The sequence below is a fragment of the Endozoicomonas sp. ALD040 genome (assembly GCF_049275945.1).
Classification (GTDB): domain Bacteria; phylum Pseudomonadota; class Gammaproteobacteria; order Pseudomonadales; family Endozoicomonadaceae; genus Endozoicomonas_A.
The window spans coordinates 651,506-675,092 of sequence record NZ_CP184829.1 but is presented as its reverse complement, the minus strand read 5'-3'; the positions used below and the strand labels follow the sequence as shown (position 1 = coordinate 675,092).

The following is a 23,587-nucleotide window of genomic DNA, read 5'->3' as shown; positions in this document are numbered from 1 at the left end:
CTTAAAGCTTTTGAGCCTCCGGTTCAAACCAGTTTTGCCTGGTGACCATAGAGTGTTGGAACCACCCGATCCCATCCCGAACTCGGAAGTGAAACGACACATCGCCAATGGTAGTGTGGGGCTTCCCCATGTGAGAGTAGGTCATCGCCAGGCATTGAATAAAGCAGAACCCCGGTTGAGAGATTGACCGGGGTTTTTGTTTTGTGGGCAAAGGAGTGTGGCAGAACAGAAGTGAAACGACACATGCCTGGGCGGCCCCACCTGGGCGGCCCCACCTGGGCGGCCCCACCTCGGCGGCCCCACCGATGGTAGTGTGGGGCTTCCTCATGTGAGAGTCAGTCACTGTCAGGCATTGAATAAAAAAAAGCCCAAGATCGAATTCGTTGGGCTTTTTTTATTCAGTGATTTGCGACCTTATACCCATCACAGAGAAAAGTCGCACTGGCATCGGCGATAAATAAGCGCTAAATCCCCCTAATCGACATCGTCAAAAACTCCGGTTAATGTTTTGCTTTTAACTGGGGTTTGATTATGACGGTAGAAAAAAGCGCCTGAATGAAAGGTCTCTCGTAGCGGTGCTTACAAGGGCAACATGTATCCGGAATATTTCAAGCCGACAGAACAAAAAGATTTCGGTTTTTACCAGAAGTGCTATTTTTTGCTTGCAAGGAACTCGGCTTTCCTTATAATCAGCCGCGTCTTCAGGGATGGCATTTCTTCCTCGAAGCAACGAAGTGGTGGGCGTAGCTCAGTTGGTAGAGCCCCGGATTGTGATTCCGGTGGTCGTGGGTTCGAACCCCATCGTCCACCCCACTTTTAAAAAAGGCCTGACTATCAAGTCAGGCCTTTTTTTTGAACTTAGCACTCATTATTTTCTAATACTTCTGCTGATCTTCACTCAGCTCAAGATAAATCCTGTATTTTCTGTCATAGTCTTCTGCAAGCGATGTGTCAGGAGATAGCGTTTCTTTTCGCTTCATTCAAGCCTTCAGCATAGGAAAGATGACTGCTTGGCAGGTGGTCAATCAATGCTCCCGACACTGATCGAACAACAACGTTGTGTTAAAAGCCTTCAAGGGCTGAAGGCATAAGATGTCATCAGAGGGCTGCATTATTGTGTCAGAAGTCTGCCAGAGCTTTAGTGTCTGGGGTTTTTTTGCCGCAAAAACAAGCATAATAGTAGACGAGTAATTCAGCGGGCTTTGAAGAGATAAGCAGATGATTATGGACTCAGTGATCGGGCATCGAGGTGCAGCTGCTCTGGCTCCGGAGAATACTCTGGCTGGTATTCGGAAGGCGGCCGATTTGAGGCTGAAATGGATAGAGCTCGATGTGACACTGCTGGGAGATGGCTCAGCAGTGATGTTTCATGACCCAACAATGAGCAGGACTTCTTCAGGAAATGGGCATTTGAGGGGAAAGAATCTGGCTCAGGTCGCTACTCTGGATGCCGGACGCTGGTTCTCGGAGGCGTTCGCCGGTGAAAAGGTGCCAACACTTCTTGAAACACTGGCTTTGATCAAGAAACTGAAGCTGAGCCTGAATCTTGAGTTGAAGCCCAATCGCTGCGATTTAAAGCTTTTGGTTGAGGAGGTGGTTGCAGCCATAGAAGCAGCTGATTTCCCCGAGGATCAACTGTTGGTATCGAGCTTTAATCATAAACTTCTGGTTCTGTATCGGGCAAAAGCTGGCAGCAGGATTGGTTGTCTTTTCGAGTCGCTGCCTCGAAACTGGAAATACAAAGCCAGACAGGTTGGTGCCAAAACGATTCATCTGAATGGCAAAAAACTCAAAGAGAAAAACGCGCATGACATCAAAGCGGCAGGTTATGAGCTGTATTGCTATACCGTTAACGACAAGGATATGGCTGATCGATTAAGAGCCTGGGGTGTTGATGGCGTCTTTTCGGATAATCCTGCTTTAATCGCTTGACAGAGTGCCGGGCAGGCACTCGGTTGCGAATGAAGATTAGTGCTCTTCGTCTACTTCTCTCAAGTATTTGAATAGTTTTCTGAAAGCTGCGGGAGGTTTGTCCTGTACGGCTTCCTTTTGAGCGTTACGTACCAGTTGTCGTATGTGTTGATGATCGGCTTCAGGGTATTTGTCGAGGTATTCGGTGAGCACCTCATGCCCCTCGTTTATCAACCGGTCACGCCAGCGCTCCAATTGATGAAAGCGACGGCTGTATTCCTCACTGGTGGAATCCAGGCTGTCGAGATATTTCTGGATGGGTTCCAGCTCCTGGTCTCGCATTAATTTGCCTATGAAGCCCAAGTGCCGTTTGCGGGCATTATTGCTTTTAATTCGCTTGCTCTCATCCAGCGCTTCCCTGAGGCGTTCATTCAGGGGCAGCTTGTCCAACATGGCTGGCTTCATATCCATCAGGCGGGCACCCATGGCCTTGAGCTCGTCCATATCGCGTTTGAGCTCGGATTTGCTGACGTAAATGATTTCTTCAGCGTCGTCTTCAAATGGGGAGAGGTCTTGATCTGACATGGTTCAGGTCTACTTAGAGAGATGCAGGCATTTTACTCCAGTTACGGATATTCAGCTATGAGTGTAGAAGGAAGGCTGCCAGACTTGTTTTGGGCCAATGGTGATAGTGTTTATGGTGAATGGTTTGTTTTTCTTTCGCTATGGGCATTTGTGGCTGGGCACGGCACAATAGGACTTACACGTATAATTCTGAAAGGCAGGAATTTCATGGGTGATAAAACCAACGCTGTACTGGATCCCCGCTCTGAAGAGGATCGCCTGAAGACCCTGGTCAGGGATATTCTGGCTGAAGCCCGACGTCAGGGCACAGATGCCTGTGAAGTCGGTGTCAGTCTCGATGCAGGTCTTTCGGTGGGCGTCAGAATGGGTGATGTTGAAACAGTGGAGTTTAACCGTGATCAGGGTTTCGGTATCACCGTTTATCAGGGGAAGAAAAAAGGATCAGCCAGTACTTCAGACAGTACACCTGAAGCCATCAGGGAGACGGTGAAGGCAGCTTGTGATATTGCTGGATATGCTTCGGAAGATCCCTGTGCCGGTCTTGCCGATGCAGAGTTAATGGCGACTGAACTGCCAGAGCTGGACCTTTATCACCCTTGGGGTGTTGGTGCAGAAGAGGCTATAGAGCTGGCTTTGAAGTGTGAGGAAGCTGGCAGATCGTTTAGTAGTAAAATCAAGAATTCTGACGGTGCCAATGTCGGTACTCATCAAGGCTGTCGTGTATATGGGAACAGTCACGGCTTTGTAGGCAGCTATATTTCCAGTCGTCATAGTCTGAGTTGTATATTGATTGGTGAAAAAGCCGGTGAAATGCAGAGAGATTATTGGTACACCGTCGCCCGTGATGGTAATGATCTTGAGTCTGCTGCGGATGTCGGTCGCAAGGCAGCGGAAAGAACGGTGGCCCGGCTGGGTGCCAGTAAAGTCCCTACGGGTCAGGTGCCCGTGCTGTTTGCAGCAGAAGTGGCTTCAGGCCTTGTGTCACACTTGTTGGAGAGTATCAGTGGTGGCAGCCTTTATCGTCGGGCTTCATTTCTGCTGGATCATCTGGGTAAGCAGATATTTCCTGACTGGGTGCGCATCCATGAGCAGCCATACCTGAAAAAAGCACTGGGTTCGGCCAGTTTTGATAATGACGGTTTGGCTACCCGGGCCAAGGATTTTATCTCTGATGGCGTTCTGGCCAGCTATCTCCTGAGTACTTATTCTGCCCGTAAGCTGGGCATGAAGAGTACGGCTAATGCCGGGGGTGTCAATAACCTGTTCCTTGACTGCAATGCAGGCGGCAGGGAAGAGTTATTGAAACAGATGGGAACGGGCTTGCTGGTGACCGAGTTGATGGGGCAGGGTGTGAATATTGTCACAGGTGATTACTCAAGAGGTGCGGGCGGCTATTGGGTTGAAAATGGCGAAATACAGCATCCTGTCTCTGAAGTGACTATCGCTGGAAACCTGAAAGATATGTTTATGAATATGGTGGCTGCAGGGAGTGATTATGATCGCAGAGGGAGTATTCAGACCGGTTCGATTCTGATCAGTGAGATGACTCTGGCGGGTGAGTGATAAGGGTTCAGCCTGTTATCTATTTGGCTGAGTATAAAAGCAGGTTAAATGAATGATAATCACATTTTTAAAGGTTTGAGATATATCCGGAACGAAAGAGGTCAACCTCATCTGGAAGCACAATATGAACATCATCGTCCAAATGCAGGGTGGCAATCAGAAGAGCACTTTTCTGATGGAACGTTGAGATTGTTGGGTATTCTTTGGAGTTTGATGGAAGGTATGGGGGTTCTGCTATTGGAAGAGCCAGAATTATCACTCCATAGTGCAGCAAACTCCCCTGATGATTGATCGAATTCAAAGAAAGACAAAAACAAGGAGAAGGCAAGTCATCATAAGTACCCACAGTGAAGCAATACTGAATAATGAGGGTATTGATCCAAATAGTGTGATCATTTTGGAGCCCGGCAGAGAGGGTAGCCAGATCCGAACAGTCAGCAAAGCTGAAAATAAAGCACTGGAAGCGGGTTTGATAGTGAGTCAAGTGATACTGCCAAAAAACCGACCTGCAAATGTCCAGCAGCCAGGGTTTTGGGGATGACACCGCTGTATGTCACTACTGAGGATCAGTTAAAGCTGTTTCAATGATAAAGAGTTAGCAGACAGACTGCAGTGTCAGCCATAAAACAAGGCCGCCAGTCCCAGAAAGGATAGGAATCCAACAACATCGGACACTGTCGTTAGTATTATGGTGCCAGCTAATGCGGGATCTATGTTCATGGATTTGAGAACAACGGGCAGGCTGGCACCGACAATAACGGCAGTGCTGAGATTGATGATCATAGCACAGGCGATCACCAGAGAAATGACCGGGTCATGAAACCATAAGTAGGCAATCAGGGAAACCAGAGCAGCCCAGAGTATGCCATTGAGAAACCCTGCCATTAATTCACGACTGAGCAGCCATCGAAGGTTGGTCCGACTGATCTGGCCCAGTGCCATGCCCCGAATCACCAGGGTCAGAGCCTGTCCGCCAGCATTGCCGCCCATTCCTGCAACAATGGGCATTAGGACAGCCAGGGCAACGACCTTGTCGATGGTAGCCTGAAACATACCTATGACAGAAGCGGCAATAAAGGCTGTTATCAGGTTGATACCCAGCCAGACTGCACGCCGACGGGCTGTCTTCAGTGCGGGAGCAAAGGTGTCTTCATCGTCATCCAGGCCTGCCATGCTCATCATGGAGTGTTCGGCTTCTTCCCGGATAACATCTACCACGTCGTCAATCGTAATGCGGCCTAGAAGCTGACCATGCTCCGAAACTACTGGTGCTGATACCAGATCCTGCCGTTCAAACAATTGCGCAACCTGGCTGTCTTCCATATCGGCAGCGATAGGTTTCAGATCGGTCTGCATTACTTCAAAAACTGTGGCTGAAGGGGATGTGGTCAGGAGAACGGATAAAGGCAATGCCCCAATGTATTCGTCTCTGCGGTTGACGACAAACAGACTGTCTGTCATCTCCGGAATATCCTTGTGACGCCTGAGGTAACGAAGCACAACATCAAGCGTACTGCTGGGTCGGATGGTGATGACATCAGTATTCATCAGTCCACCGGCTGTGTCTTCCGGATAAGAGAGAACGGCTTCTACCCGTTGCCGGTCCTGGCTGTCCATAGAATCCAGCACTTTTCGGGTGATGGCGTCGGGTAGCTGCTGTAGCAAGTCAGCTATGTCATCAACGTCCTGACCTTCGGTAATGACTTTGAGTTCTGCCACATTCATCCTGTCCAGGAAAAACTGCCGGACTTCGTCGCTCAGCTCCTGCAATACGTCGCCTTCCATCTCTCGATCGATCAGGCGCCAGAGAAGGCTGCGAAGTTTGGGAGGGGAAGATTCAAGCAGGTGTGCCGCATCCGGAGCCGGAAGACCATTCAGCATACGCCTGAGTTCAGGAGAAACACCGTGCTCAAGGGCTTCGTTGAGCTCCTGAAATGCCTTGTCTCCGATACTCAGTTGTAGCTGTTGAACCATAGATGCGTATCCGGTTTTTTTGGTAGAAGTGTCTGAGTATCGAACTTCTGTTCTTTTAACCATCAAGTCTGATAGTCAGACTCAGTCATTTCACATGTCATTCTTTGTTAGCTTTGCCGGGCTTTCAATCTCTGGCAAAGCTTTTCGAGAGACCAGTATAAACAGGGATTTAATGATGAAAAGGGTGACTACTCACCCTCTTCAAAAAAATCATTGATCAGATTGCACAGAGCCGAACAGGCCTCTTCTTCATCATGGCCTTCAAATGTCAAATCAAGGACAGAGCCTTTTCCAGCAGCCAGCATCATGACGGCCATGATACTTTTCCCATCCACTTCACGGCCGTTAAAGCTCACCTTCACCTGGCTGGCAAAAGCCGTCGTTGTAGAAACAAATTTGGATGCTGCCCGAGCATGTAAACCAAGTTTATTAATAATGGTGATCTGCTTCTGGATCATTATTTGGAAAGCTCCCGATGTCTGACCTGAACACAGTCAAAACGTTCTTTGAGCCACTCGCCCAGTTTTTCACTAATAAATACGGAACGGTGCTGCCCCCCGGTACATCCGATCGCAATCGTCATATAACTGCGCTGTCCGGATTCGAACCTTGGTAACCATTTTTCCACGAATGTGCTGAGATCTTCAAACATCTCATTCACCATGGGTTCTGATGCCAGAAAATCTTTAACTGGCTGATCCTGACCAGTGAAGGATCTTAAGGCTTCAACCCAGAAAGGATTAGGCAGACAGCGAACATCAAAGACGTAGTCGGCATCAACTGGCATACCGTGCTTGAAGCCAAAGGACTGGATCATCAGGGTCATACTTTTGCTGGTGGAGCCGCAGAGTCGTTGTCTTATCTGTTCTCTGATTTCATGGACAGACAGTGGCGAAGTGTCCAGCCTAATATCAGCTTCTTCAGCCAGTGGGGCCAGCAGTTTCTTTTCCAGATTAATGGCTTCTGTCAGGGAAACCTTGTCATTGCTCAGAGGATGGCGACGGCGTGTCGAACTATAGCGCTTCATCAGGGTGTTGCTGTCTGCGTCGAGAAAGATTACTTGACACTCAACCCCCTGTTTTTTCAACTTTTCCAACAATGTCGGGAAGCGTTCCAGAGAGCCGGGCACATTACGAACATCGAGGCTGACAGCCATACGGTGCGGTTCGACCAGGTTGCTTTTAAGATTGGTTGGCAGATCATTCAGCATGCTGGCAGGAAGGTTGTCTACACAGTAAAAACCCTCATCTTCAAGGGCGTGAAGGGCGGAGCTTTTGCCGGAGCCTGAACGTCCACTGATGATGACCAGCTTCATGGTGTGTCCTTCCCGATTGTTTGACTGTGTAAACAGGTCTCTCACCTGGTTCCGAGTGAGGCAAGTCTATCAAAACCTAATGAGATTAGAACCAGTCGCTTTCTTTTATTTCTAGCATAGTCCGGATATTTCTATTCCATGCAGTTTTGAAGGATAAATAGGCTTTGTAGTGACAAAAGTGAAGAAGAAAGGATTTCTGAGCAAGAAACATTTTGCCTGCTTCTGTTATCAGATCAGCAAGCAAAATATTTTTTATCTACAGTCGTTAAATGGGGGAACAGATGATGCTGTAAAGTGCCTCGGAATTTTCTGCCGCTCGCATCTGACTTAACAATACTTCTGATTGAAAGCGCTCAGCGACAGCCTGCAATATATTGAGATGTTCCTGAGTATTTTCTTCCGGAACAATAAGTGCGAACACCAGATCGACCGGCTGCTTGTCCACAGAGTCAAAATCTATGGGTTCAGACAGTTTGATCAGAAGTCCGGTAGGATGCTGACAAGCACTGGAGCGACAGTGAGGCAGGGCTATGCCTTTGCCCAAACCGGTGGTACCGAGTCGCTCTCTGTTAATCAGCTTGTTAAACAGATCCTTGGTTTTGATAGCGGGAACATGCTCATTGATGATTTCCGCAACAATTTCCAGGATTTTCTTTTTGCTGGCCCCCTGCACATCGCAGAGGGTGCGCCCGGGGGTTAGAATGTTTTCAATAATCATACAACGATCGATGCTTACAGGCGGCCGTTGGCACCCTGTAGCCGGTCAAGCGTTTTCTCTTTGTGTTTTACCAGTTGTCGATCCAGTTTGTCCGACATGTCATCAATGGCAGCGTACATATCTTCAGCCTCAGCGGTTGCATTAATATCCGCCCTACGAACATGTAGAGTCGCTTCCACTTTGTGCTTCAGTTTCTCAACACTCAGAGTGACCTGAACGTTTGTAATCTGATCAAAGTGGGCGGCAAGGCGGTCGAGTTTCTTGGTGACATAATCTTTCAGAGCCTCAGTCACCTCTACATGATGTCCACTGATGTTGACTTGCATGTAACGCTCTCCTGCTGATCCCGATTCTCGACATTGGACTGCCCCCGGGATTGTACGGGCAACCCTGATTGAAAGTCTATCACTGTCAATGACAGTTAGCGCTGTTCTGAGACAAAAAATCTATGGGGCGATTTGTGGTATAAGGGCTTGTTACCTCAATCGCTGAAGGCTCAGATAAGCTGCTTGCGTTCATTCGATGGCGGTATATTCATTGATTCACGATATTTGGCGATGGTTCTCCTGGCCACTTTGATCCCCTGGTCCCCCAGCAAGCCGGCGATTTTGTTATCACTCAGTGGTTTTTTAGGGTTTTCATCGGATACCAGTTTTTTAATCAAGGCTCTGATGGCTGTTGATGAGCACTCTCCACCAGTGGCTGTGCTGACATGGCTGGAGAAAAAGTATTTCAGCTCAAACACGCCTCTTGGAGTGTGCATGTATTTCTGTGTAGTGACCCTGGAAATAGTGGACTCGTGCATATCCACTGCCTGAGCAATGTCTGCCAACACCAGGGGCTTCATGGCCTGCTCACCCTGCTCCAGAAAATCTTTCTGAAATTCAACAATCTTGCCCGCTACTTTCAGTAAGGTTTCGTTACGACTTTGCAGGTTTTTCAGAAACCAGCGGGCTTCCTGCAGCTGATTCTTCATAAAGACATTGTCACGACTGTTGTTGGCACGTTGCACCATTGAGGCGTAATTGTTGTTGATGCGAAGTCTGGGCAGGGATTCTGAGTTCAGTTCAACCGCCCAGCGGTCCCTGACTTTGGTGACCGAAATATCGGGGGTGACGTATTCCGTGTCCGCCTGGCCGATTTCTGATCCGGGCCTCGGGTTGAGGCTTTGAACAAGGCTAAGGGCTTCCCTCAGTTGATGTTCTTTGAGACGGGTACGCCGCATGATTTGGGCATAGTCACGACTACCCAGAGCCTGTAGATGATTCTGGATCAGCAGACGTGCTTCTTTCAGGAAGTGGGTTTCTTGTGGCAGTTGATTGAGTTGAACTTCGAGACATTCTTTCAGGTTGGCGCTGGCACAACCCACCGGATCAAAGTGAAGAATCCGTCGTTGCATGACCTGAAGTTCTTCAAACGCCAGTTCCTCTACCTGTTCCTGTAGCGAGAGATAAATTTCTTCCAGGGAGTGAGTGAGGTACCCGTCATTATTGATGGCTTCGATCACAGCCAGGCCCATCAGCCTGTCTCTGTCAGTCATGGGAGTCAGGTTTAACTGCCATTCCAGATAGTCCTGGAGGGACTCATTGGCCCGGGAGCGGGCAAAAGGATCATGTTCTTCATCGGTTGCAGCGGGCAGGCTGGAATAGACATCATCCCATCCGGAGTCAACGGGCAGGTCATTGGGTATGCTGTCAGCCCACTGGGGCTCTTCTGGTTCCGGGGGCTGTTCTGCTTTTTCATTGAAGTCAACAGGCTGTTCCCCTTCATCACCAGATGCAGGTGGTTCTTCAACGGACTCTTCAGACTCCAGCATCGGATTGGATTCAAGAACTTCCTGGATTTCCTGCTGAAGGTCCAGAGTGGAAAGTTGCAGAAGCCTTATGGCCTGCTGCAGCTGAGGTGTCATGGTCAGCTGCTGGCCCATTTTTAGCTGTAAGGATGGCTTCATAGGCAACTGTATACCTTTACTTCGGTGTCTGCACTGAGGGTGCCAGATTTGATGCCATCAGCGCCTGACAGTTATATCTCAGTGTCTGCTCATTATTTTGATTGGGCTACTCTCCATGTCACTGGGATTATAATCACATCTGAAGCTTCGGGAAAGTGATTCATCAAGTCAGCCATGCAACATTCAGAACAAGAGTATGAAAATAAATCAGCTCAACATCTTTGCCCGCTTCTTTCGCGAGACCAGTCAAGAGATGATCAGAGACTGAACTGATGCCCGAGATAAACGTCACGAACCTTTTGATTAGCCAGGACAGTCTGACTATCACCCTCGGCAATAATAGTGCCTTCGCTGACAATGTAGGCCTTCTCGCAGATATCCAGTGTCTCCCGGACATTGTGGTCGGTAATCAGGACTCCGATGTCCCGGGCTTTCAGGTGCGTGATAATGGCCTTGATGTCACCAACAGAAATGGGGTCAACACCGGCAAAGGGTTCATCGAGCAGAATAAATTTTGGGTCAGTGCAAAGAGCTCGGGCAATTTCTACCCTGCGCTTTTCACCACCGGAAAGGCTCATACCCGGATTGTCCCTGATATGATTGATATTAAACTCTTCCAGCAATGACTCCATTTTTGCGATGCGATCTTTCCGGGAAAGGTCGGAACGGGTTTCCAATATCGAGAGCAGGTTATCGGTGACCGTCAATTTCCTGAAAATAGAAACTTCCTGTGGCAGATAACCTACGCCAGCTCTGGCCCGGCCATGCATAGGTTCGTGAGTTAAACTCTGGCCACTAAGGTCAACCTGTCCACCGTCTGCTTTTACGAGACCTACAATCATGTAGAAGCAGGTAGTTTTACCTGCCCCGTTGGGGCCAAGAAGTCCGACAATTTGACCACTGTCGACAGCCAGAGATACATCTTTGACGACCTGTCTGCCTTTGTAGCTTTTACTGAGATGTTCTGCCTTAAGCGTTGCCATCCGGAGTTTGTCTTCCTGTTTAAAAGTTAGCTGTCGTTTTTCTGGCAGCCCTTTCAAGCCTGTTCAGTCGTTGAGCAGTGAGTGTAATGGGATATGAGTATTACTGCTTGCTCTCAGGTTTGGGTTGGTAAATCATTTTGACCCGACCATCCGGGTTGCTTTTGTTCTCACTGCCCTTGGCATTCACGGTCTGCTTGGTCAGGTCATAATCAATGCGTTCACCTGTGAAGGTATCACCCTTCTGGGTCAACTGCGCCTGCTTGATCAGTTGGATCTTATCGCCAGCCACCTGATAATCGATAGTATGACCCCAGGCTTTCAGAATGCCCTGATCATCAGGTTGCTGTTCTTCGTAGTAAGCTCTTTCCTTGTCGCCTTCTGCCACAATTTTTTTAACTTCCTGCTGGACGGAATAGATGGTCACCTTGTCTCCGGTAATTCGGGTGGTGCCCTGAATCATCACAACATTGCCTTTATAGATGGATACACCTTTCTTGTTATCGATATCGGCGGTGTTGGACTCGATCTCAATAGGCTTCTGCCGGTCAGATGGCAATGCTTGTGCCATGACTGGAAGCAGAGCCGTGGCCCCCAGCATCAGGTAATATTCGACCCCTCTGCGACGACTCTTTCTGTCTGGCCGCTCATTTGGATCAAGGCGCTTGGCCTGTTCATGGCTTTGGCTCATGAAATCCTCTTACCCTAGACTTGAGTTTAACCAGACTCTCCTTGAAGAAAGCCTCCATACCAATGGCGCGCGTACGTCCAGTGTCGTTGGTGATCAGTACCGGTCGATCAGTGACTGCCAGATCCTTTTCAGAGTATATGGTCATGAAATCAGTGTCTATTCGAACCTTACTACCATTGCCGAGGTTCGTCTGGGTCATCACCACATCATCCCAGAGCTCTATATCCTCGCTGCCGGGCAACAGTTTGCCATAGAGGGCGTCGGCCACCATGGGTTTTCCGGGGGTATTGAAATTCTCCAGATGAGGGGTTTGCAGCAACGTTGTGTCATTGTGCGGGTAATGGGTGATACTGTCTGAGACCAGTATGTAATCCAGTTCGCCCTCTTTGTTGTACTGGGTGACCCTGGTGTCAATGAAATAGTAGTCAGCGTTCTCACGAACCAGAGGCTGTTTTTTCTGAACCCCAACATGGAGTTTGCTGTCATAAGCCCAATAGCCAACGCCGACCATTATCAGCATCAGAAAAGCAATCATTATCAGGTTCCGATTGGGCATCAGATCATTGGCTCCGGGTCACAATCTGGTCAGAGTCTGCAAAGGCAGATACCGACAAAAGAAGGCCATTCAGGAAAATGATGCCCGGTTTGTGCAGTCGGCAGCATTTTCGCAGCAAATGAATTCAGTTTACCATGATTTTATTTGATCATCAGGGGCTGCAGACGAATGTTTTCAAATACTAGACACTCGCTGTCGGCCTTACGTAAGAAGAGTTGAACGGTAGTGCTTTCTTGTCGTCAAAGAAACGCTTGAATGGAAAGGTATCGCTGTAATGGTGGAAAACTATCACAGCGATATTTTGGGTATTTTAACTCTCTATTTCAGGTAACTGGCCAGCATGTCATCCAGCTTGCCTTTGGCTTTAAGAATGAAATCACAAAATTCTCTGGCTGCACCTTCGCCGCCACGATTAGTAGTGATAGCAGGTGAGTGTTCACGAACGTAGTAGTGCCCGTTAGGAACGCTGCAGCCAAAACCAACCTGTCGAATGGCTGGAAGATCTGGCAGATCGTCTCCGATGTAGGCCACTTCATCCAGGCTAAGACCTTGCCCTTCTTCCTGAAGCAATTCTTTCAGAGCGACAAACTTGTCTTCGCGGCCCTGATAGAGAAAATCTACGCCCAGGTCGGAGGCTCGTTTTTCAACAAATACGGATCGACGGCCGGTGATGATGGCCGTTTTTACACCCGACTGCTTGAGCATTTTCAGGCCATGACCGTCGAGAGTATTGAATATTTTCATTGATTCGCCATGCTCACCAAACAACAGTTTGCCGTCAGTGAGAACACCATCGACATCAAAAACAGCCAAACGAACCCTGGCGGCGGCAGATTGTAGTGAAGAACTGATCATACAACGCCCGCCTTCAGTAGGTCGTGCATATTAATGGCACCGATCAGTTCATTGTCATCATCAACACAGATCAGAGCATTGATTTTCCGGTCATCCATAATCTTCAGGGCTTCAGCCGCAAGAATCTCGGGGTGGATGGTTTTGCAGTGGCTGGTCATCACTTCATCAATCAGTGTGGATTTGGGGTCGACGCCCTTGTCCAGAGCCCGACGCAGGTCACCATCGGTGAAAATGCCAATGACATGGCGTTTGTTATCGACAATGGCGGTCATGCCCAGGCCTTTGCGAGTAACTTCCAGCAGGGCTTCGCTCATTGGTGTGCCCAGGGGAACTTCTGGTACCCGTCTGCCAATGTGCATGATGTCTTTTACTTTCAGAAGCAGTCGTTTACCTAAAGAGCCACCAGGGTGAGAGAAAGCAAAGTCTTCTGCAGTAAACCCGCGGGCTTCCAGCAGGGCAATGGCCAGTGCGTCGCCCATTACCAGGGCTGTGGTCGTGCTCGAGGTAGGCGCGAGATCCAGAGGACATGCTTCTTTTTCCACCCCGGTGTTGAGATGGGCTTCAGCATCTTTCGCCAGTGTTGAATTCGGGTTGCCGGTCATGCTGATCAGGGGGGTGCCCAGTCTTTTCAGCAGGGGCAATAGAGTAATGACTTCGCTGGTTTCGCCAGAATTGGAAAGAGCCAGAACCACGTCTTCATGGGTGACCATTCCCATATCACCATGGCTGGCTTCCCCGGGGTGTACAAAGTAGGCAGGGGTGCCGGTGCTGGCGAGGGTTGCAGCAAGCTTGCGGGCAATATGTCCCGACTTGCCCATGCCAACGACAATAATCCGGCCACGGCATTCAAGCATAACACGGCAGGCACTGGCAAAACTGCTGTCGATCCTGTCTATCAGGCTCTGAACAGCTTCCAGTTCCATGGTAACGGTGCGGCGACCAATTGAGATGAACGGCTCGTCAGTAGTCATATTACGTACAGATTAGTTGTGACACGGCTATTCTATAGTGCCTTTCGCCACAGTAACAGTTCGGGATTTCTGCATTAAAACCTGTGCACTATGATCAGTTCCTCCTGATTCCGATACTATAGACCTTATCGCAACCGCACGACCGCATGGATGCAGGAGCAGTTGCCGTGCAGGATAGTCTTAACACGGGCTAAAATGGAGAAGCCCGGGAGGCAGAGCTGACCGGTCAGCCCTGCCTGAAAAAGTCAGTGCTGAATGAATAACCAGGCACCATAGAGAAAGTATATTGAGAGCAGCGCAATGCCTGTCATTCTGCCCAAATGTCGAGGTTTCCTGCCAATCACGCAGACCAGGGTCAACAATATTGTCATGCCCAGCATAACAGGATAATCCCGCAGGATAACTGCCTGATCCAGTGCTCCGGGAGCTACGAGTCCGGGCATGGAGAGAACCGCCAGAAGGTTAAACGTGTTTGAGCCGATCACATTACCCAGGGCAATATCATGATGGCCTTTCAGAGCGCTGGTGATGGATGCGGCCAGCTCTGGCAGACTGGTGCCAATGGCAACAATCGTCAACCCGATCACAAGGTCGCTGATGCCCATGGCCTTAGCAATCTCGGTGGCCCCCCATACCAGTAGCTGTGAGCTGCCCAGCAACAGTAAAAGACCAGAACCCAGCATAAACCAGGCTTTTGCTGAGGACAGCTCTGGAATGTCTTCATCTTCCACCACTGCCTCATCCGGGTGTTGTTTCTGCCAGTGGATCATCAGGTAAAGGGTAATGACGAGGCCTGCCAGCAGAATCAAACCATCTATTCGACCCAGATAACCATTGGCAATGCAGAGACCGGAAATAATAGTTATCACCAACAGAAGGGGAATTTCTCTCTTGGTCAGAGCCGCTTTAACAGGCAGGGGGGCTATCAGGGCAGTAACACCCAGAACCAGGCCGATGTTGGCGATGTTTGAACCCATGGCATTGCCCACGGCCAGTCCCGGGAATCCTTGCAGTGCAGCCGATAGAGAGACCAGAATTTCAGGTGCAGAGGTGCCTATGGAGACCACTGTCAGGCCGATTAACATTCTTGAGACGTTCAGATTGCTGGCCGTAGCAGCGGCACCGGCAACAAAACGGTCTGCACTCCAGGTCAGGATAATGAAACCCACCAGGATGGCAGCAAGGGCAATGAGCATAGGATAAATTCTCTTCTCTAATTCAGGATGATTGGCTGAGATACTTTTTTTTTTACCTTGGAAGCGGCAAGATGATTTTATTCAGTCATTATTGTGTGAAAAAACCATTATCAGAAAGGGAGCAGTCATTCTCGGAACGGATCGGTTCATATAGCATTGTTCTGCCAGTACGGACTCTAGATAAAAAAGCCCAGTCTAAGTCTGTTGATAGTGAAAAGATAGTAAAAAGCCGGTAAAGAAGCTGTTTGGATGCAGTGATACTGATAAGGATACGTTCCCACAGTTCAAAAGGTAGCTGAAAGTCGCCATAATTAGATGCGGGTTGGTGGTAAGCTACCAGGGGACGGCGGTTGCTACTGAGTGCAGTCCACACATAGACAAGGAATAGCCTTCCAATGACAAAGGCAAGTGATAACTTTATTGAGATCCGTGGTTTGACGTTTCATCGAGGCGATCGAACGATTTTCAAGAATGTTGATATCGCCATTCCCAGAGGAAAGGTGGTGGGTATTATGGGGCCATCGGGTACTGGTAAAACGACGTTATTACGTTTGATCGGACGTCAGCTTCGCCCTGACTCCGGACAGATCTTTGTGGATGGCCAGAATCTCGATCTGCTCTCCCGTGAAGAGTTGTTTCGTACCCGTCGTAAGATGGGCATGCTTTTTCAGAGTGGTGCGCTTTTTACCGATTTGTCGGTGTTTGAAAATGTTGCCTTTCCTCTGCGCATTCATACCAGACTGGCTGAGCCGATGATTCGGGATATTGTCTTTATGAAGCTGGAGGCGGTAGGGCTAAGGGGGGCCTGGTCGTTGATGCCGGCAGAACTGTCAGGTGGAATGAACCGTCGTGTGGCACTGGCCAGAGCCATTGCACTGGATCCGGCTATGGTGATGTACGACGAGCCTTTTGTAGGGCAGGATCCTATAGCCATGGGTGTGCTGGTAAAATTGATCAGAATGTTGAACGAAGCACTGAATATTACCAGTATTGTGGTATCACACGATCTTCATGAAACAGCGTCAATCTCCGACTACCTCTACCTGATAGCCGATGGTGAAGTTATTGGCCAGGGTGAGCCGAAGCGTCTTATGAATTCCAATGATTCCCGGGTTAAACAGTTTATGAACGGACTATCTGATGGTCCTGTGCCATTCCATTATCCGGCACCGGATTATAAAGAAGTATTGCTGGGTGGGGAGACCGGATGAGCACAGGTATTCTTGACAGATTATCGCAGCTCGGCCGTTTTGGGTTGGATCAGATTCAATCCATGGGCCGGGCAGGCATTTTTCTGGTACTGGCTATTTTCTCCCGAGCCGGTTTCAGTAACCGATTCTCCTTGTTGATTCAGCAGTTATACAGTGTCGGTGTCATGTCGCTGATTATTGTTACCGTGTCAGGGCTGTTTATTGGTATGGTGCTGGCCTTGCAGGGCTACAACATACTGATACGATACGGCTCAGAAGATGCCGTGGGGCAGATGGTGGCTCTCAGCCTTTTGAGAGAACTCGGGCCGGTAGTTACAGCTTTGTTGTTTGCTGGACGAGCAGGTTCGGCTCTGACGGCTGAAATAGGGTTGATGAAAACCACAGAACAACTGTCCAGTATGGAAATGATCGGGGTTGATCCACTCAAGCGCGTCATTGCGCCTCGTTTCTGGGCAGGGGTGATCTCCATGCCATTGCTGGCCGCCATTTTCAGTCTGGTCGGTATACTGGGAGCTGTGATGGTTGGCGTGGATTGGCTGGGTATTTATGAAGGTTCTTTCTGGGCCACTATGCAGGCTTCGGTCAGTCTGGCGGCGGATATAGGGAATGGGCTGATCAAAAGTCTTGTATTTGGTTTTGTCGTGACCTGGATAGCGGTATTCCAAGGATATGATGCCATCCCCACTTCAGAGGGGGTCAGCAGGGCCACAACAAGGACTGTTGTTTATTCTTCGCTGGCCATTCTGGGGCTGGATTTCATTTTGACCGCTGTCATGTTTGGAGAACTCTAAGATGCGGATGAGAACGGTAGAGATAAGTGTCGGCGGTTTCATGTTGGCCGGGATGCTGGCATTGGTTGTACTGGCGCTAAAAGTCAGTGGTCTTTCATTGGAAAGCGGCAAGCAAACCTATACCGTGACTGCCATGTTTGATAACACTGGAGCCCTCAAGCCGAGAGCTAAAGTAGCCCTGGCCGGTGTCATCATTGGCAGGGTCACCAAGGTTGAGCTCGACAAGCAGACCTATATGGCAAAGGTCGATATGGAAATCGATTCCCATATAAATAACATTCCTGTCGACAGCACTGCCTCTATCGTGACGGCAGGGCTGCTGGGAGAGAAATACATTGGTATCAGCATTGGTGGAGATACTGACTACATCAAGCCCGGTGGTCGCTTCGAGGATACCCAGTCAGCTGTTATCCTGGAGGAGTTGATTGGCAAATTCCTTCTGGGTTCAGTCGATAAGGACTAAAGGCTATTAACTCCAATATATAAAGCCTGTAGAGGATGATGGAATCAATGATGAAAATGGTAAAGTCTGTTCAACAATTCATGACGACCCTGGTCTGTCTGATGGTGATGGGTGTATCTTATGCTGCGCCCGCTTTGCAGCCCCCGGAAGTGGAAGTCAGGAAGATTACCTCCGAGTTGCTGGATACTTTCAATAAGAACAAGAAGCAGTACCAGAAAGATCCTGAAGGTTTTTTCAAGGAAGTCGATCGTCTTTTATCTCCGGTGGTGGCTTTTGACCAGGTAGCCCGCTATGTCATGGGCAAGTACGCTCATCGCAATCCTGAACAGGTTGAGAAGTTTGAGTCGGTATTTAAGGATAGTTTAATCCGTTTCTATGGCAAGGCACTGTTGTCTCTGGACGACACTAGTCTGGTTATCGAGAGTGTGGATAAAACCTCACCTGAGTTGCTGAAAAAATATCAGGAAGGTCAAATCAGCCGTATACCCGTCAGGATGAAGGTTCGTACCAGCACCAACACGGTCGAGATCTTTTACTCAATGGTGCATGTTGATGGTCGCTGGAAGCTGCGTAACGTGACAATCGAAGGAATCAATATTGCCAAGCAATTCCAGAGCCAGTTTGCAGACGCTATGAAAAAGCACAAGAAAGTATCCTACGTGATAGATAACTGGGCTGCTATCATGTCGGCTTCAGCAGACGGCAGCAGCAAGAAGTAGTTTTGTCCATTTTTTGCTATGAGCATTCAGGAATCAAAATCATGCAGCTTGAACGATTGGCACCGGGACAGTTTTCTCTTAACGGGATTGTTAATTTTGATAATGCTGTCGAGGTGGAGAGTGAGGGGCGTAAGCTGTTGGAAGAGGACGTAGCTCCCGGAGGCGTCCTGAGAGTCAGCCTTGGGCAACTGCATAAAGGGGATAGCTCAACCCTGTCTGTTTGCCTGTCCTGGATCAGGCTGGCTCAGAGTAGAGGTGGTCATCTCTGCCTTTCTGACATACCGGAGGAGCTTGCTGCCTTGGCCAAGGTCTGTGGAATAGCGTCGATTCTGCAGGAAAGCACTTGCCCTTCTGCTTCCTGATTAAATGCAAGTGAGTGACGCCCTTTTGCCTGTTTATTCGCTACCAGTCTCCTTTCGGGACTGGTCAGTACAGTCAATGTCCGATATGATCCATCGATTTGCCCGCGAGTACGTACAAAGAGTACGGGCTTGTTGAGTGGTTGTTATTTTTTCATGAAAATACCGCTGTTGGGTGGTGTTTTTGTGTTTATGCTTTTAAGGCGTGAGGCGGTCTTTCCGGCTCATGACTGTTTTGAGAGGTGAATGCATGCAAGCCACCGAAGTGAAGGCGCTGCTGGAAGAGAGTTTCCCGGGTTCAGAGGTTCTGGTAGAAGGAGAAGGGTGTGACCTTCGGCTGACCATTATCAGTGACCAGTTTGAAGGGGCCCTGCCTATCAAACGTCAGCAGATGGTGTACAAACACCTCAATGAACTGATCGCCAGTGGTGCCATTCATGCGGTGACCATGATCACCCAGACACCTTCAGAAGCGCAGCGTCAGGCCTAACCAGCGAATCACAGGTGAAACTATGATGGATAAACTGATTATCACTGGTGGTACGCGTCTGGATGGCGAAATCCGTATCTCCGGTGCCAAGAACTCTGCACTGCCTATTCTGGCAGCAACCCTGCTGGCGGATGATCCTGTTACTGTCTGCAACCTTCCCCATTTACACGACATCACTACCATGTTTGAGCTGTTTGGCTGCATGGGTATCGATCTGATGGTCGATGAGCGTATGAACGTTGAAGTTCATGCCAGCACCATCAAGCAGCTGAAAGCGCCCTATGAGCTGGTAAAAACCATGCGGGCTTCCATTCTGGTTCTGGGGCCTTTGCTGGCCCGGTTCGGTCGTGCTGAAGTCTCTTTGCCCGGCGGTTGTGCCATCGGCAGTCGACCTGTGGATCTGCATATTCGTGGCCTGCAGGCTATGGGTGCTGATATTTTGGTTGAAGATGGTTATATCAAGGCCAGTATCAGGGATCGTCTGAAAGGTGCCCGTATTTTCATGGATACCGTGACCGTAACCGGAACTGAAAACATTCTTATGGCAGCCTGTCTGGCCGATGGTGAAACCATTATCGAGAATGCTGCCCGTGAGCCGGAAGTGGTTGATTTGGCAGAATGTCTGAAAACCATGGGGGCCAAAATTGAGGGTGCTGGTACCGATGTTATACGTGTTCAGGGGGTTGAGCGTCTTAAAGGGTGCACCTATTCCGTTCTACCTGATCGAATTGAAACCGGTACTTATCTGATCGCCGCGGCTGCAACCGGAGGCCGCGTTCGTCTCAAGGACACTCAACCTGATCTGCTGGATGCGATTCTGATTAAATTGCGCGAAGCTGGTGCTACCGTAGAATGGGGTGAGGATTGGATTGAGCTGGACATGAAAGGTAAGCGTCCGGAAGCGATTGATCTTAGGACAGCTCCCTACCCTGCCATGCCAACCGATATCCAGGCCCAGTTTACGGCGTTGAACCTGATTTCTGATGGCGTAGGCAGCATCACAGAAACCGTCTTCGAAAACCGCTTTATGCACATTCAGGAAATGAAGCGGATGGGAGCTGACGTCAAAGTAGAAGGCAATACCGTTGTGATTAAGGGGGTTGACTCACTGAAGGCAGCTCCGGTTATGGCGACTGATCTGAGAGCATCAGCCAGTCTGGTGATTGCGGGCCTGATTGCTGAAGGTGACACGGTTGTGGAACGTATTTACCACATTGATCGTGGTTATGAGTGTATTGAAGAGAAACTTCAGCAGCTCGGTGCGAAAATTCAGCGTGTACCTGCCTGATAGCATTCTGTTCATTGCAGCTATGTAGCAGGGGCAAGCTTCAAGCTTGTCCCTGCTGAGCCTCTTAGATCAGTTCTGAATCTTTCTCTCTCATAAAAGTATAAAAATCCTCAGTCGGCACGGGTGTATGACACCCACGTTATCTTCTGTTTGGTGTAAACTACGCCACTTAAAGCAAAGGAAGCCTGTCCCGGATGTCCAGTCAGATCACAATAGCGCTTTCCAAAGGGCGCATACTCAAAGATACACTGCCTCTTCTCAAGGCGGCGGGTATTGAACTAGCTGAAGACCCTGCCAAGAGCAGGAAGCTGATTATTTCTACTACTCATCCAGACGTCAATCTGTTGATTGTCAGAGCCAGTGACGTACCCACCTATGTTGAGTACGGCGCTGCGGACGTCGGTGTGGCTGGAAAAGATGTGTTGCTGGAGCATGGATCGACCGAGCTTTATGAGCCTTTGGACCTGCAAATTGCTCAATGCAAACTCATGACTGCTGGTAAAACCGGGCATGAAGAGCCAACAACCGGTCGGGTCAAAGTAGCGACCAAGTTTGTGAATGTTGCCAGACGCTACTATGCATCCCAGGGGCGTCAGGCCGATGTTATCAAACTCTACGGTTCTATGGAGCTGGCGCCACTGGTGGGCCTGGCAGATATCATTGTTGATGTCGTGGATACCGGTAATACCTTGAGGGCCAATGGGCTGGAGCCAAGAGAATTGATCACTCAGGTATCCTCCAGGCTAGTGGTGAACAAGGCTTCCATGAAAGTAAAGTTTGAAGCCATTAATGCACTGATTCAGCAGTTTAGAGCTGCAGTAGACGCCCAAACCCATTAACTGCCATGACGGAAGAGCATTCTTGTTCCAATCCGGGATGAAAAGTTTTTATGATAGAAAGTGCGACGGAGTAATACGATGACGGTGAATCCTGTACAACTGAGCTACGGAAACCGGGATTTTAATGAGCAGCTGGGTCGTCTACTGGCCTGGGATAGTGTCTCTGACGAAGAGGTTCAGCATCGTGTTAAGTATATCATCGCCGAAGTGCGCTCCCGTGGTGACGAGGCTCTGGTAGAGTTCACCCATCGTTTTGATCGCCTTTCTGTTTCCGGTATGGGAGATCTTACTCTGGGAGAAGAGCAACTTCAGAAAGCGCTGGAAACCATCCCGCAGGAGCAGAGGCAGGCTCTGCAAACAGCGGCCAGCAGAATCAGAAGCTATCACGAGCGACAGGTGCAATCTTCCTGGACTTACCAGGAAGAGGACGGAACCGTGCTTGGACAACAAGTGTTGCCTATGGATCGCGTTGGTCTCTATGTGCCCGGAGGGAAGGCTGCCTACCCTTCATCCGTAATAATGAATGCCATTCCGGCTCATGTTGCTGGCGTAAAAGAAATTATTATGGTGGTGCCCACACCGGATGGTGTAGTCAATGACATGGTGCTTGCCGCTGCCGCTGTTGCTGGCGTCAAAAAAGTGTTCACCATTGGTGGAGCTCAGGCCGTGGCTGCTCTAGCCTACGGTACAGAAACCGTTCCCGGCGTCGACAAGATCGTTGGCCCTGGCAATATCTATGTCGCCACCGCCAAGCGTGAGGTGTTTGGTCAGGTGGGCATTGATATGATCGCAGGTCCATCGGAAATCCTGATCCTATGCGATGGTCACACGGATCCGGACTGGATAGCCATGGATCTGTTTTCACAAGCTGAGCACGATGAAGACGCTCAGTCAATTCTGGTGTCTCCGGATCAGGCTTTTCTTGATCAGGTTGTAGCAAGTATGCGCCGCTTGTTGCCTGACATGGAGCGCAGGAAGATCATTGCAGAATCGGTGAATAACCGAGGCATTATGATCCATGTTCCGGATATGAAAGCCGCCTGTGAGGTCAGCAACCGAATTGCTCCCGAACATCTGGAGTTGTCTGTAGAAGATCCTCAGGCTTTGTTGTCTGATATTCGTCATGCCGGTGCTATTTTTATGGGTCGTTATACGGCCGAAGCCTTGGGTGACTATTGTGCCGGTCCTAATCATGTATTGCCCACATCCGGCACGGCCCGGTTTTCCTCCCCGCTGGGGGTGTATGATTTTCAGAAGCGCTCTTCACTGATTCACTTTTCACCCGAAGGGGCTTCAGAAATAGGTAAAGTGGCTTCTGTAATGGCAAGAGGAGAATCCCTGACAGCTCATGCCCGTTCAGCAGAATACCGCATCAAGAAATGAAGCATCGACTTCTGGTGTGTCGTTGTTATCACTCTTCAGGAAAAACAGAAAGCCTGTTATAGCTGCGCTTATGCTCAGCTGTACACCACTACTATTCAGTTCCTGGGCGGCTTCACTATTAATCCGGTATCAGGCTGACCTTTCAGCCCTCAGTGTTGGGCAGTGGTTACCTTTCTTTCTATTGAGTGCTGTGACCATGGCTCTGGCTCTGACGCCCAGCACTTTTGTGGCACTGGTAGCCGGTTTTTTTCTTGGCTGGGATGCTATTCCCTATGTGTTGTCAGCTTATCTGATGGCTTCAGTAATGGGCTATTGTGCGGGAGCACTTCTGGATGGTGGACACCTGATGCATACCTTTCGAAACAGCCCGCGTGTCAAAAAAACACTGAAAACCCTCAATGCCAGCGGCTGGAGTCTTATGTTTCTGGTCAGGCTTTCGCCCGTTTTGCCTTTTGCATTAATGAACCTGTTGATGCCCGCATTGAAAGTCCCGTTTTCGGTTTTCCTGCTGGGTGGGTTCCTTGGCATGTTGCCCAGAACGCTTTTCTCCATCTGGCTGGGTCTCGGAACCTACGACATTGTTTCCCTGATGAATAGTGAAGCAATAGCGTCTCAGTCAAGCTGGTTGGTCATGCTGCTGGTCGTCCTGTCTGTTGCAGGGTTGTTCTTTCTGTTGAGTCGTGCGGTAAAACAGGCAAAGACGATATAACAGGAAGAGTATCAGATGAGCTTTCTCACTAACTGCTATGTTTGTCACTCTCAGTCGAATAAAGAGGGG

Annotated in this window: 27 protein-coding genes, 1 tRNA gene and 1 rRNA gene; 16 read left to right on the top strand and 13 right to left on the bottom strand. The window is 49.3% G+C overall.

What is annotated here, in order from left to right:
- Window positions 1-37: 37 nt before the first annotated feature.
- The 3 genes from rrf (at window position 38) to ACOJUN_RS02390 (ending at window position 1,932) form a co-directional block, all read left to right on the top strand.
- Window positions 38-153: ribosomal RNA gene (gene rrf / locus ACOJUN_RS02400) — 5S ribosomal RNA — on the top strand.
- 584 nt (window positions 154-737) lie between these two features.
- Window positions 738-813: transfer RNA gene (locus tag ACOJUN_RS02395), tRNA-His, on the top strand.
- A 405-nt stretch (window positions 814-1,218) separates the two neighbouring features.
- Window positions 1,219-1,932: a glycerophosphoryl diester phosphodiesterase gene (locus ACOJUN_RS02390; RefSeq protein ID WP_422135077.1), complete on the top strand. Its 714-nt coding sequence runs from the start codon at window positions 1,219-1,221 to the stop codon at window positions 1,930-1,932.
- 36 nt (window positions 1,933-1,968) lie between these two features.
- Here the strand turns inward: ACOJUN_RS02390 and yjgA are convergent, their stop codons facing one another.
- The gene (gene yjgA, locus ACOJUN_RS02385) at window positions 1,969-2,496 is read right to left on the bottom strand and encodes a ribosome biogenesis factor YjgA (protein WP_422135076.1); all 528 of its coding nucleotides are present in this window, start codon (window positions 2,494-2,496) and stop codon (window positions 1,969-1,971) included.
- A gap of 207 nt (window positions 2,497-2,703) precedes the next feature.
- Between yjgA and pmbA the strand changes: the two genes are divergently transcribed.
- Genes pmbA through ACOJUN_RS02370 form a run of 3 tightly spaced genes read left to right on the top strand, consistent with a single transcriptional unit; the run spans window position 2,704 to window position 4,600 of the window.
- Complete coding sequence (gene pmbA / locus ACOJUN_RS02380) at window positions 2,704-4,059, top strand: metalloprotease PmbA (protein ID WP_422137142.1); 1,356 nt, start codon at window positions 2,704-2,706, stop codon at window positions 4,057-4,059.
- Between the two features lie 48 nt (window positions 4,060-4,107).
- Complete coding sequence (locus ACOJUN_RS02375) at window positions 4,108-4,350, top strand: AAA family ATPase (RefSeq protein WP_422135075.1); 243 nt, start codon at window positions 4,108-4,110, stop codon at window positions 4,348-4,350.
- On the top strand, window positions 4,343-4,600 hold the full coding sequence (locus tag ACOJUN_RS02370; RefSeq protein WP_422135074.1) for a hypothetical protein: 258 nt from the start codon (window positions 4,343-4,345) through the stop codon (window positions 4,598-4,600). Before ACOJUN_RS02375 ends, ACOJUN_RS02370 begins: the two co-directional genes overlap by 8 nt.
- A 74-nt stretch (window positions 4,601-4,674) precedes the next feature.
- On the opposite strand, the gene mgtE is transcribed toward ACOJUN_RS02370, so the two are convergent.
- The 12 genes from mgtE to ACOJUN_RS02310 all read right to left on the bottom strand — a co-directional run bounded on the left by mgtE (window position 4,675) and on the right by ACOJUN_RS02310 (window position 15,266).
- Window positions 4,675-6,033: a magnesium transporter gene (gene mgtE, locus ACOJUN_RS02365; RefSeq protein WP_422137141.1), complete on the bottom strand. Its 1,359-nt coding sequence runs from the start codon at window positions 6,031-6,033 to the stop codon at window positions 4,675-4,677.
- A gap of 188 nt (window positions 6,034-6,221) precedes the next feature.
- Window positions 6,222-6,491: an HPr family phosphocarrier protein gene (locus ACOJUN_RS02360; RefSeq protein WP_422135073.1), complete on the bottom strand. Its 270-nt coding sequence runs from the start codon at window positions 6,489-6,491 to the stop codon at window positions 6,222-6,224.
- Window positions 6,491-7,348: an RNase adapter RapZ gene (gene rapZ / locus ACOJUN_RS02355; RefSeq protein WP_422135072.1), complete on the bottom strand. Its 858-nt coding sequence runs from the start codon at window positions 7,346-7,348 to the stop codon at window positions 6,491-6,493. Before rapZ ends, ACOJUN_RS02360 begins: the two co-directional genes overlap by 1 nt.
- A 265-nt stretch (window positions 7,349-7,613) precedes the next feature.
- Entirely contained in the window at window positions 7,614-8,066 is a 453-nt protein-coding gene (locus ACOJUN_RS02350; RefSeq protein ID WP_422135071.1) for a PTS sugar transporter subunit IIA, read from the bottom strand.
- Between the two features lie 14 nt (window positions 8,067-8,080).
- Window positions 8,081-8,392: a ribosome hibernation-promoting factor, HPF/YfiA family gene (gene hpf / locus ACOJUN_RS02345; RefSeq protein ID WP_422135070.1), complete on the bottom strand. Its 312-nt coding sequence runs from the start codon at window positions 8,390-8,392 to the stop codon at window positions 8,081-8,083.
- Between the two features lie 170 nt (window positions 8,393-8,562).
- Complete coding sequence (locus tag ACOJUN_RS02340) at window positions 8,563-10,017, bottom strand: RNA polymerase factor sigma-54 (RefSeq protein ID WP_422135069.1); 1,455 nt, start codon at window positions 10,015-10,017, stop codon at window positions 8,563-8,565.
- A gap of 257 nt (window positions 10,018-10,274) precedes the next feature.
- Window positions 10,275-11,000: an LPS export ABC transporter ATP-binding protein gene (gene lptB / locus ACOJUN_RS02335; RefSeq protein ID WP_422135068.1), complete on the bottom strand. Its 726-nt coding sequence runs from the start codon at window positions 10,998-11,000 to the stop codon at window positions 10,275-10,277.
- A 100-nt stretch (window positions 11,001-11,100) separates the two neighbouring features.
- Entirely contained in the window at window positions 11,101-11,688 is a 588-nt protein-coding gene (lptA, locus tag ACOJUN_RS02330) for a lipopolysaccharide transport periplasmic protein LptA (protein WP_422135067.1), read from the bottom strand.
- Window positions 11,672-12,244 carry an LPS export ABC transporter periplasmic protein LptC gene (gene lptC, locus ACOJUN_RS02325; protein WP_422135066.1) on the bottom strand — a complete coding sequence of 191 codons (573 nt, stop codon included), beginning with the start codon at window positions 12,242-12,244 and terminating at the stop codon, window positions 11,672-11,674. The genes lptA and lptC overlap by 17 nt, the downstream gene beginning before the upstream one ends.
- Before the next feature lie 318 nt (window positions 12,245-12,562).
- Entirely contained in the window at window positions 12,563-13,096 is a 534-nt protein-coding gene (locus tag ACOJUN_RS02320) for a KdsC family phosphatase (RefSeq protein ID WP_422137140.1), read from the bottom strand.
- A complete protein-coding gene (locus ACOJUN_RS02315) occupies window positions 13,096-14,070 on the bottom strand; it encodes a KpsF/GutQ family sugar-phosphate isomerase (RefSeq protein WP_422135065.1) in 975 nt (324 codons plus the stop codon). The genes ACOJUN_RS02320 and ACOJUN_RS02315 overlap by 1 nt, the downstream gene beginning before the upstream one ends.
- Window positions 14,071-14,315: 245 nt before the next feature.
- The gene (locus ACOJUN_RS02310; RefSeq protein WP_422135064.1) at window positions 14,316-15,266 is read right to left on the bottom strand and encodes a calcium/sodium antiporter; all 951 of its coding nucleotides are present in this window, start codon (window positions 15,264-15,266) and stop codon (window positions 14,316-14,318) included.
- 395 nt (window positions 15,267-15,661) lie between these two features.
- Here ACOJUN_RS02310 and ACOJUN_RS02305 point away from each other — a divergent pair, with 395 nt between their 5' ends.
- The 10 genes from ACOJUN_RS02305 (at window position 15,662) to ACOJUN_RS02260 (ending at window position 23,518) form a co-directional block, all read left to right on the top strand.
- Window positions 15,662-16,477, top strand: a complete 816-nt coding sequence (locus ACOJUN_RS02305; protein WP_422135063.1) for an ATP-binding cassette domain-containing protein — start codon at window positions 15,662-15,664, stop codon at window positions 16,475-16,477.
- Window positions 16,474-17,268, top strand: a complete 795-nt coding sequence (gene mlaE / locus ACOJUN_RS02300) for a lipid asymmetry maintenance ABC transporter permease subunit MlaE (RefSeq protein ID WP_422135062.1) — start codon at window positions 16,474-16,476, stop codon at window positions 17,266-17,268. The genes ACOJUN_RS02305 and mlaE overlap by 4 nt, the downstream gene beginning before the upstream one ends.
- Before the next feature lies 1 nt (window position 17,269).
- Entirely contained in the window at window positions 17,270-17,731 is a 462-nt protein-coding gene (mlaD, locus tag ACOJUN_RS02295; RefSeq protein WP_422135061.1) for an outer membrane lipid asymmetry maintenance protein MlaD, read from the top strand.
- Window positions 17,732-17,778: 47 nt separating this feature from the next.
- Window positions 17,779-18,450, top strand: a complete 672-nt coding sequence (locus ACOJUN_RS02290; RefSeq protein ID WP_422135060.1) for an MlaC/ttg2D family ABC transporter substrate-binding protein — start codon at window positions 17,779-17,781, stop codon at window positions 18,448-18,450.
- Between the two features lie 41 nt (window positions 18,451-18,491).
- Window positions 18,492-18,812 carry an STAS domain-containing protein gene (locus tag ACOJUN_RS02285; protein ID WP_422135059.1) on the top strand — a complete coding sequence of 107 codons (321 nt, stop codon included), beginning with the start codon at window positions 18,492-18,494 and terminating at the stop codon, window positions 18,810-18,812.
- 247 nt (window positions 18,813-19,059) lie between these two features.
- The gene (locus tag ACOJUN_RS02280) at window positions 19,060-19,299 is read left to right on the top strand and encodes a BolA family protein (protein ID WP_317145347.1); all 240 of its coding nucleotides are present in this window, start codon (window positions 19,060-19,062) and stop codon (window positions 19,297-19,299) included.
- A 25-nt stretch (window positions 19,300-19,324) separates the two neighbouring features.
- On the top strand, window positions 19,325-20,587 hold the full coding sequence (gene murA / locus ACOJUN_RS02275; protein ID WP_422137139.1) for a UDP-N-acetylglucosamine 1-carboxyvinyltransferase: 1,263 nt from the start codon (window positions 19,325-19,327) through the stop codon (window positions 20,585-20,587).
- Window positions 20,588-20,781: 194 nt separating this feature from the next.
- A complete protein-coding gene (gene hisG, locus ACOJUN_RS02270) occupies window positions 20,782-21,426 on the top strand; it encodes an ATP phosphoribosyltransferase (RefSeq protein ID WP_422135058.1) in 645 nt (214 codons plus the stop codon).
- A gap of 78 nt (window positions 21,427-21,504) precedes the next feature.
- Complete coding sequence (gene hisD / locus ACOJUN_RS02265) at window positions 21,505-22,809, top strand: histidinol dehydrogenase (protein ID WP_422135057.1); 1,305 nt, start codon at window positions 21,505-21,507, stop codon at window positions 22,807-22,809.
- A complete protein-coding gene (locus ACOJUN_RS02260) occupies window positions 22,775-23,518 on the top strand; it encodes a TVP38/TMEM64 family protein (protein ID WP_422135056.1) in 744 nt (247 codons plus the stop codon). Before hisD ends, ACOJUN_RS02260 begins: the two co-directional genes overlap by 35 nt.
- Window positions 23,519-23,587 lie beyond the last annotated feature (69 nt).

Bases quoted from the DNA above. Each gene is read 5' to 3' on its own strand.
- ACOJUN_RS02390 (WP_422135077.1), top strand. From the start codon at position 1,219: ATGATTATGGACTCAGTGATCGGGCATCGAGGTGCAGCTGCTCTGGCT.
- yjgA (WP_422135076.1), bottom strand. From the start codon at position 2,496: ATGTCAGATCAAGACCTCTCCCCATTTGAAGACGACGCTGAAGAAATC.
- pmbA (WP_422137142.1), top strand. From the start codon at position 2,704: ATGGGTGATAAAACCAACGCTGTACTGGATCCCCGCTCTGAAGAGGAT.
- ACOJUN_RS02375 (WP_422135075.1), top strand. From the start codon at position 4,108: ATGAATGATAATCACATTTTTAAAGGTTTGAGATATATCCGGAACGAA.
- ACOJUN_RS02370 (WP_422135074.1), top strand. From the start codon at position 4,343: ATGATTGATCGAATTCAAAGAAAGACAAAAACAAGGAGAAGGCAAGTC.
- mgtE (WP_422137141.1), bottom strand. From the start codon at position 6,033: ATGGTTCAACAGCTACAACTGAGTATCGGAGACAAGGCATTTCAGGAG.
- ACOJUN_RS02360 (WP_422135073.1), bottom strand. From the start codon at position 6,491: ATGATCCAGAAGCAGATCACCATTATTAATAAACTTGGTTTACATGCT.
- rapZ (WP_422135072.1), bottom strand. From the start codon at position 7,348: ATGAAGCTGGTCATCATCAGTGGACGTTCAGGCTCCGGCAAAAGCTCC.
- ACOJUN_RS02350 (WP_422135071.1), bottom strand. From the start codon at position 8,066: ATGATTATTGAAAACATTCTAACCCCCGGGCGCACCCTCTGCGATGTG.
- hpf (WP_422135070.1), bottom strand. From the start codon at position 8,392: ATGCAAGTCAACATCAGTGGACATCATGTAGAGGTGACTGAGGCTCTG.
- ACOJUN_RS02340 (WP_422135069.1), bottom strand. From the start codon at position 10,017: ATGAAGCCATCCTTACAGCTAAAAATGGGCCAGCAGCTGACCATGACA.
- lptB (WP_422135068.1), bottom strand. From the start codon at position 11,000: ATGGCAACGCTTAAGGCAGAACATCTCAGTAAAAGCTACAAAGGCAGA.
- lptA (WP_422135067.1), bottom strand. From the start codon at position 11,688: ATGAGCCAAAGCCATGAACAGGCCAAGCGCCTTGATCCAAATGAGCGG.
- lptC (WP_422135066.1), bottom strand. From the start codon at position 12,244: ATGCCCAATCGGAACCTGATAATGATTGCTTTTCTGATGCTGATAATG.
- ACOJUN_RS02315 (WP_422135065.1), bottom strand. From the start codon at position 14,070: ATGACTACTGACGAGCCGTTCATCTCAATTGGTCGCCGCACCGTTACC.
- ACOJUN_RS02310 (WP_422135064.1), bottom strand. From the start codon at position 15,266: ATGCTCATTGCCCTTGCTGCCATCCTGGTGGGTTTCATTATCCTGACC.
- ACOJUN_RS02305 (WP_422135063.1), top strand. From the start codon at position 15,662: ATGACAAAGGCAAGTGATAACTTTATTGAGATCCGTGGTTTGACGTTT.
- mlaE (WP_422135062.1), top strand. From the start codon at position 16,474: ATGAGCACAGGTATTCTTGACAGATTATCGCAGCTCGGCCGTTTTGGG.
- mlaD (WP_422135061.1), top strand. From the start codon at position 17,270: ATGCGGATGAGAACGGTAGAGATAAGTGTCGGCGGTTTCATGTTGGCC.
- ACOJUN_RS02290 (WP_422135060.1), top strand. From the start codon at position 17,779: ATGATGAAAATGGTAAAGTCTGTTCAACAATTCATGACGACCCTGGTC.
- ACOJUN_RS02285 (WP_422135059.1), top strand. From the start codon at position 18,492: ATGCAGCTTGAACGATTGGCACCGGGACAGTTTTCTCTTAACGGGATT.
- ACOJUN_RS02280 (WP_317145347.1), top strand. From the start codon at position 19,060: ATGCAAGCCACCGAAGTGAAGGCGCTGCTGGAAGAGAGTTTCCCGGGT.
- murA (WP_422137139.1), top strand. From the start codon at position 19,325: ATGGATAAACTGATTATCACTGGTGGTACGCGTCTGGATGGCGAAATC.
- hisG (WP_422135058.1), top strand. From the start codon at position 20,782: ATGTCCAGTCAGATCACAATAGCGCTTTCCAAAGGGCGCATACTCAAA.
- hisD (WP_422135057.1), top strand. From the start codon at position 21,505: ATGACGGTGAATCCTGTACAACTGAGCTACGGAAACCGGGATTTTAAT.
- ACOJUN_RS02260 (WP_422135056.1), top strand. From the start codon at position 22,775: ATGCCCGTTCAGCAGAATACCGCATCAAGAAATGAAGCATCGACTTCT.